Origin of the sequence: Exiguobacterium sp. UBA1053 (genome assembly GCF_002316465.1) — a bacterium.
Taxonomy (GTDB): Bacteria; Bacillota; Bacilli; order Exiguobacteriales; family Exiguobacteriaceae; genus Exiguobacterium_A; species Exiguobacterium_A abrahamii.
This window is the reverse complement of record NZ_DCDO01000017.1, coordinates 310-3,353: the sequence shown is the minus strand read 5'-3', so window position 1 is coordinate 3,353 and position 3,044 is coordinate 310. Positions and strand designations below refer to the sequence as shown.

At 49.0% G+C, this 3,044-nt stretch carries 3 protein-coding genes and 1 pseudogene (1 of these 4 running past the window's edge); all 4 read right to left on the bottom strand.

All coding sequences use genetic code 11. The annotated features are described in order from the left end of the window. Positions 1 to 579 (bottom strand): annotated as a pseudogene (gene glmU, locus B3G15_RS13545) (bifunctional UDP-N-acetylglucosamine diphosphorylase/glucosamine-1-phosphate N-acetyltransferase GlmU) (it extends 737 nt beyond the left edge of the window). Positions 580 to 746: 167 nt separating this feature from the next. Next, positions 747 to 1,058, bottom strand: coding sequence for a septation regulator SpoVG (gene spoVG, locus B3G15_RS13540; RefSeq protein WP_064301046.1), 312 nt, complete (start codon positions 1,056 to 1,058; stop codon positions 747 to 749). Positions 1,059 to 1,216: 158 nt separating this feature from the next. Next, complete coding sequence (gene purR / locus B3G15_RS13535; RefSeq protein ID WP_023466544.1) at positions 1,217 to 2,056, bottom strand: pur operon repressor; 840 nt, start codon at positions 2,054 to 2,056, stop codon at positions 1,217 to 1,219. Between the two features lie 69 nt (positions 2,057 to 2,125). Further along, entirely contained in the window at positions 2,126 to 2,986 is an 861-nt protein-coding gene (gene ispE / locus B3G15_RS13530; protein ID WP_023466542.1) for a 4-(cytidine 5'-diphospho)-2-C-methyl-D-erythritol kinase, read from the bottom strand. Positions 2,987 to 3,044: the final 58 nt, after the last annotated feature.

Genomic DNA, 3,044 nt, shown 5'->3' with positions numbered 1-3,044 from the left:
TTGCGCGTTATCGTTCTTGACCTGCTTCAGCGTTGCGAACAACATCTCGTTATCAAATACATACGTACCGGTATTGATTTCCCGAAGTGCAAGTTCTTCTGCATTCGCATCCTTGTGCTCGACGATTTTCGAGACGTTTCCATCTTCGCCACGCACGATTCGTCCGTAACCTGTCGGATCGTCAGCGAGTGCCGTCAAGACAGTCACTTTTGCGTTCGTCTCCGTATGATGTTGTAACAATGAAGACAGTGTCTCGCTCGTCAAGAGTGGTGTATCGCCACAGACGACGAGTGTTGCTCCCTGTTCGTTCCCGAGTACGGGTTCTGCCATTTGAACAGCATGACCTGTGCCAAGCTGCTCACTTTGAAGTGCGTATTCCACCGATGTGCCAAGCACTTCTTTGACGGATTCCGCACCGTGACCGACGATGACGACCTGTCGCTTGACGCCGAGCGTCGCTAATTGATCGACGACGTGCTGTACCATAGGTTTCCCAGCGACTGGGTGAAGTACTTTGTAAAGCTTCGATTTCATCCGAGTTCCTTTACCCGCTGCTAGAATTACCGCGAAATGATTCATCCTTGTCGCTCCTCCACGTAAATTAGTGTTGATTTCGTTCTGAAATAGTACACTCGTTCCAACTATAACGAAAATGGCATCGTTATTCAATGATGGGACGAAGCGGAATCGAGGAAAAAACGAGAAAAAAGACAGGTTTTCCCAAGAAGAGAAAACCTGTCTTTTTCTTATGCTTGATCTGTCGTTTGGGCAGAAGAGACTTCGTAACCGAGACCTTCTTCTTGATCCTCACGTGCCGCATAGGCTTCGAGTACTGAATCTTCGACCTTTTTTCGCATTAATGCATTGATTGGATGAGCGACATCCCGGAAGATACCTTCTTGCGTTCGTTTGCTTGGCATGGCGACGAAGAGACCACTGTTCCCTTCGATCACACGCAAATCATGTACCACGAATTCGTGGTCGAGCGTAATAGAGGCAAGTGCTTTCATTCGACCCTCTGCCACGACGCGACGAATTTTAACGTCCGTAACGTTCATTTTGTCCGCACCCCTTTAACCGTTGTCACAACTCTTCGTTGTCTACTTCTACTTACGGCTTAAAACAAACAAAGGTTTAGTCTTTCCCAATCTTTTTACGCATAATTTCCAAAAGTTTGATAATTACAGTATAGTTACAATCCATGCGGCTGTCAATTTCAGGTAGTCTCTGCTTCCGAGAAATAGTGATCGACGTTTCCACGCTTGACTTGGATTTGACCAAGATCGACGTCGACGTCCGCTAATTTCATTAAGCTGACGTATTCGTTAACCATCTTCTTCTCGGCACCCTCTGCCTCGATCAAGACACCCACACCTGCGACCTTTGCTTCGAACTCGCTCAAGAGACTCATCATTCCGCGAATCGTTCCGCCGGCTTTCATGAAGTCATCGATCAATAAGACGTTCGCCCCACGTGGTAAACTCCGGCGCGCAAGTGCCATCGTCCGAATCGCTTTTGAAGAACCTGAGACATAGTTGATACTGACCGTTGAACCTTCTGTCACGCGACTATCCGAACGCACGATGACGAACGGCACACCCAGTTGCTCAGCGACCGCATAAGCAAGTGGAATCCCTTTCGTCGCGATTGTCATGACGACATCGACTTTCTTTTGGCTAAAGACAGATGCAAACACTTGCCCCATTTGTTTGACCATCTTCGGATCCCCGAGTAAGTCCGTCAAATAAAGGTATCCCCCTGGCAACAGTCGATCTGGACGTGCGACACGTTCACATAGATCGTCGATGAACGGTAACGCCTTCTTACTGCTCCACGTCGGGATGAACATGACGCCACCCGCAGCACCTGGTACCGTGACGAGACGACCCGTTCCCTCATGCTCTAACATCTCGCTGACGATATCTAAATCTTCACTGATCGACGATTTCGCCGATTTATAACGTTCTGCAAAAATCGTCAATGAGACGAGATGATGGGGATGGTCAAGCAAGTACCGCGTCATGTCGACCAATCGACCACTTCTCCGAATTTTCATTTGTTTTGTTCCACCTCTCCGTAATTCCGAATATTCAATAGTGAATATATCATTTTCATACGGATATTATCAATGGTTTTCGCCTAAAAGACGAACGACGTAGACTTCGTTACAAAAGCCACGTAATCCATTATAGAGACGTTGTGCCCGATTCTCGTGTTCCGTCAATGCAAAGACCGTCGGACCACTTCCGCTCATCAAGACGCCTTCTGCGCCACAACTCGCCATGAATTCCTTGATTTGCTCGACTTCCGGGTGCATCGGCAACGTGACCGATTCGAGAACATTCCCAAGTGACTGGCAAATACCTTGGAAATCTTGCGCCTTCACCGCATCGATCATCGCTTCGACGTTCGGACGTTTTGCCGTGTTCAAGTCAAGGGCACCATAGACGTCAGCCGTCGAGACACCGATCGTCGGTTTGGCAAGAACGACCCAACACGGGGGTGGTGAGACAAGTTTTTCTAGCTTCTCTCCGCGACCCGTTGCGATCGCTGTTCCACCCATGACACAAAACGGAACGTCAGAGCCAACCGCCGCGCCGACTTCCGCCAACTCTTCAAGCGTCAAACCAAGTTGCCACAACTCGTTCAAACCGCGTAACGTCGCTGCCGCGTCACTGGAACCACCTGCAAGTCCCGCTGCGACCGGGATGTGTTTCTCTAAGAAGATTTCGACCCCTGTCTTGACGTCGTATTTTTCTTTTAAGATCGCTGCTGCTTTATACGCAAGATTACGTTCGTCGTTCGGAACGTAAGCGTGCTGGGCATTCATTCGAATTTCTCCTGACGGCAGCTCCGTCAATTCTAGACGGTCTGCCAAATCGACTGTCGTCATCACCATATGTACATCGTGATAGCCGTCCGGGCGCTTTGCCGTCGCATCCAGGACTAGGTTGATCTTGGCCGGAGCCTTTACAATAATCGTCATCGTGCCGTTCCTCCTCTAGTTCGTTTCCTGTAGGAATTGTATCAACCTTTCCACAAAA